The organism is Enterobacter sp. HMSC16D10 (genome assembly GCF_001807145.1).
Classification (GTDB): Bacteria; Pseudomonadota; Gammaproteobacteria; order Enterobacterales; family Enterobacteriaceae; genus Enterobacter; species Enterobacter roggenkampii.
On the sequence record NZ_KV787876.1, the window covers coordinates 1 to 3,366 of the forward strand.

Below are 3,366 nucleotides of genomic sequence, written 5' to 3' on the forward strand. Positions count from 1 at the left end.
TGGCCGAATCGTTCTTCAGTTCGCTGAAAAAAGAACGGATCAGAAAACGCATATATAAAACCAGGGATCTGGCCCGGGCGGATCTTCGATTACATTGAAGTCTTCTATAACCGGTCCCGGCGCCACAGCCACCTCGGCGGCGTCAGTCCGGAGGCCTTCGAACAGGCCTCGTCGTGAGGACAGGATTTGTCTACAGGCGTGGGGTCAGTCCAAACTATAGGGCAGGATCGTCTACCGGGGCGGGGTCAGTCCATCAACGGCTCGGAAGTGTCTAGATTATCCGTGGAGATTCACCGGGGCAAACAGGCCGATCAGGAACGACATAAGAAAGTTCTGTATTACCGACAGGTCAAGAAACTGAGCATAAGAGAAACTGCTGAAGCCACCAGTTACAGTACATCTCAGGTCTGCAGGGTTCAGGCCCTGTTCAGGCCTGAAAATTAAGCACATTTTCTGAGGCTGGAAATCAACTCATGCTGACAGCCTGAGCCTGTTGGCATGGTAAGCAATGTGCTCACCAATAAAGCTGGAAATGAAATAATAGCTGTGGTCGTATCCAGTATGATATCGGAACGACGCATTGAGGTTCATCTCATTGCATACTCTCTCAAGGATTTTGGTGCGCAGTTGCTCTTCATAAAAGGCGTCACTCAGCCCCTGATCAATGAAGATTTCTGGTAATTTTTCACCCTGTAAAATGAGGCTGACTGGATCGTAGGCTTCCCACGTTTTTCTGTTTTCACCCAGGTAAGCGCTAAATGCCTGTTGCCCCCATGGCACCTGAGAAGGCGATACTATCGGGGAAAATGCTGATACGCTCACATATTCACCAGGATTTCGCAGAGCCAGCACCAGAGCACCCAGCCCTCCCATAGAATGACCGGATATAGATTTTCTTGCCGTTGCAGGAAAATGATTCATGACGACATCCGGAAGCTCTCTGAGAATATAGTCATACATCCTGTAATGAACATTCCACGGCTGTTCCGTCGCGTTCAGATAAAAACCGGCCCCCTGGCCAAGATCGTAACTGTCGGCATCCGGGACATTATTACCCCGGGGACTGGTATCCGGGACAACAACGATGACGTTATGCCGGGCTGCATAATGCTGCATACCTGATTTGGTGATGAAATTCTGCTCAGTACAGGTCAGGCCCGACAACCAGTATAGTACCGGCAGTTTTTCTGTTACTGCTTTGGGAGGAAGATACACACCGAAATTCATTTCACAATTAAGGGATTGTGAATAATGCCGGTACACGTTTTGCCAGCCGCCAGAGCTGGCATGCTGCTCAATGAGTTCCATCAGCCGTTATCTCATGGTTATTTCCCCTGACCGAAGCCAGGGGAAGTATCTTTAAATCCGGACGTCAGATAAACGTATACGCCGTGATTTTGTTACCCGCCGGATCCCGCAGGTAGGCAGCATAGGCCCCGGGAAGGTGACCACGCGGGCCAGGTTGACCTTCATCAGCTCCACCGGCGGCAAGGCCGGCAGCATGGAAAGCATCAACCTCTTCCGGGGTGGCAGCAGCGAAGCCGACAGTCACCCCGTTAGCGGAAGGTGCTTCACCGTTGCCCGGACGGGCAATGATAAATGCCGGCTTTTCGCGGCCATAGAGTACCCAGCCGTTGCCAAACGGGCCGAGGTTATTGATACCAAGCGTGCCCAGGACGACATCGTAAAATGCGGAGGATTTCTCGACATCGGCTGCGCCAATGAACACATGAGAAAAGATGCCGTCACCAGAAATTACCGGAGTTGTCATTTTCCACTTCCTTCAGTTTGAGTTGATTAAAATTCTGATGGGATCAGTAATGAATCACTGTCCGGATAGATTTGCCTTCATGCATAAGCTCGAAGGCGTCATTGATTTCATCCAGTGTCATCGTATGGGTTACAAATGGCTCAAGGTCAATATCCCCCTTCATGGCATCCTCGACCATACCGGGGAGCTGAGTGCGGCCTTTTACTCCGCCAAACGCGGAACCTTTCCATACGCGCCCGGTGACCAGCTGGAAAGGACGGGTGGAAATCTCCTGTCCGGCCCCTGCGACACCAATGACAACGGACTGCCCCCACCCACGGTGAGCACTTTCCAGCGCTGCACGCATGACGTTAACGTTACCGATACATTCAAAGGTATGGTCAATACCCCACTTGTTGATATCCAGCAGAACATCTTTAATCGGTTTGTCATAATCATTCGGGTTAATGCAGTCAGTGGCCCCGAACTGACGGGCCAGGTCAAATTTTGTCGGATTAGTATCGATAGCGATAATACGTCCCGCTTTTGCCTGACGGGCCCCCTGTACCGCAGCCAGACCAATTGCCCCCAGACCAAAAATGGCAACTGAATCGCCCGGCTGCACTTTAGCCGTGTTATGGACGGCGCCAATACCGGTAGTCACGCCACAACCCAACAGGCAGACGTGTTCATGGTTCGCCTCCGGGTTAATTTTTGCCAGAGAAACCTCGGCCACAACGGTGTATTCACTGAATGTGGAACATCCCATGTAGTGGTAAAGAGGCTGACCGTTGTATGAAAAGCGAGTGGTCCCGTCAGGCATCAGTCCTTTGCCCTGAGTCTCGCGAACCGATACACAGAGGTTCGTTTTACCGGACTGGCAGAATTCACACTCCCCGCATTCAGCGGTGTAGAGCGGAATAACATGGTCACCCGGCTTCACACTGGTGACGCCTTCACCAACTTCAACGACGATACCGGCTCCCTCGTGGCCGAGAACCACCGGGAAAACGCCCTCAGGGTCATTCCCTGAGAGGGTAAAGGCATCGGTATGGCAGACACCTGTGTGGGTGTTTTTAATCAGCACCTCGCCTTTTTTAGGCGGAGCAACATCAATTTCAACAATCTCCAGGGGCTTCCCTGGTGCAAATGCAACAGCGGCACGTGATTTCATACGTAATATATCCTCAATGTAATAATGGCCTCACCTATTTAAGATAGGCACGAACCAGCTCAATCGTATCGTCAACTGATTTACTGACTTCATGACTGTAGCTGTCATTCTGGTCAAAGGTTTCCCGTATGTGGCTCTCCAGCACCTCTGCCATCAGTCCGTTAGCGGCGCCCCGGACGGCGGCGATTTGCTGGAGAACGGAACGGCATTCAGCGCCACTTTCAAGTGCTCTTTCCAGAGCATCAATCTGACCCCGGATACGGCGAACCCGGGTTAGGACCTTTTTTTTCTCTTCAGGAGTACTGGGCATTGCTTACCTCACTGCTCTGTATTTCTTATACTATAGGGGAGTATTACATTAAGATCAACACATACCCCACTATAGTATAATAAATATATCAGAGCACCGGTAATGACTCCAACTTACTGATAGTGTTTTATG

The 3,366-nt window shown here is 51.0% G+C and carries 4 protein-coding genes and 2 pseudogenes; 2 read left to right on the top strand and 4 right to left on the bottom strand.

Annotation, left to right across the window (positions count from 1 at the left end):
- Positions 1 to 177: pseudogene (locus HMPREF3143_RS24770) on the top strand (IS3 family transposase); the annotation flags it as partial.
- 114 nt (positions 178 to 291) lie between these two features.
- A pseudogene (locus HMPREF3143_RS25630) lies at positions 292 to 444 on the top strand (resolvase); the annotation flags it as partial.
- A 27-nt stretch (positions 445 to 471) separates the two neighbouring features.
- On the opposite strand, the gene fghA reads toward HMPREF3143_RS25630, so the two are convergent.
- From fghA to frmR, 4 genes are all read right to left on the bottom strand, one after another.
- The gene (gene fghA / locus HMPREF3143_RS10865) at positions 472 to 1,308 is read right to left on the bottom strand and encodes an S-formylglutathione hydrolase (RefSeq protein ID WP_012561110.1); all 837 of its coding nucleotides are present in this window, start codon (positions 1,306 to 1,308) and stop codon (positions 472 to 474) included.
- A 64-nt stretch (positions 1,309 to 1,372) separates the two neighbouring features.
- A complete protein-coding gene (locus tag HMPREF3143_RS10870) occupies positions 1,373 to 1,771 on the bottom strand; it encodes a VOC family protein (protein ID WP_012561111.1) in 399 nt (132 codons plus the stop codon).
- Between the two features lie 43 nt (positions 1,772 to 1,814).
- Positions 1,815 to 2,924: an S-(hydroxymethyl)glutathione dehydrogenase gene (gene frmA / locus HMPREF3143_RS10875; RefSeq protein ID WP_017384070.1), complete on the bottom strand. Its 1,110-nt coding sequence runs from the start codon at positions 2,922 to 2,924 to the stop codon at positions 1,815 to 1,817.
- A gap of 34 nt (positions 2,925 to 2,958) precedes the next feature.
- On the bottom strand, positions 2,959 to 3,234 hold the full coding sequence (gene frmR, locus HMPREF3143_RS10880; RefSeq protein WP_017384071.1) for a formaldehyde-responsive transcriptional repressor FrmR: 276 nt from the start codon (positions 3,232 to 3,234) through the stop codon (positions 2,959 to 2,961).
- Between the last annotated feature and the right edge of the window lie 132 nt (positions 3,235 to 3,366).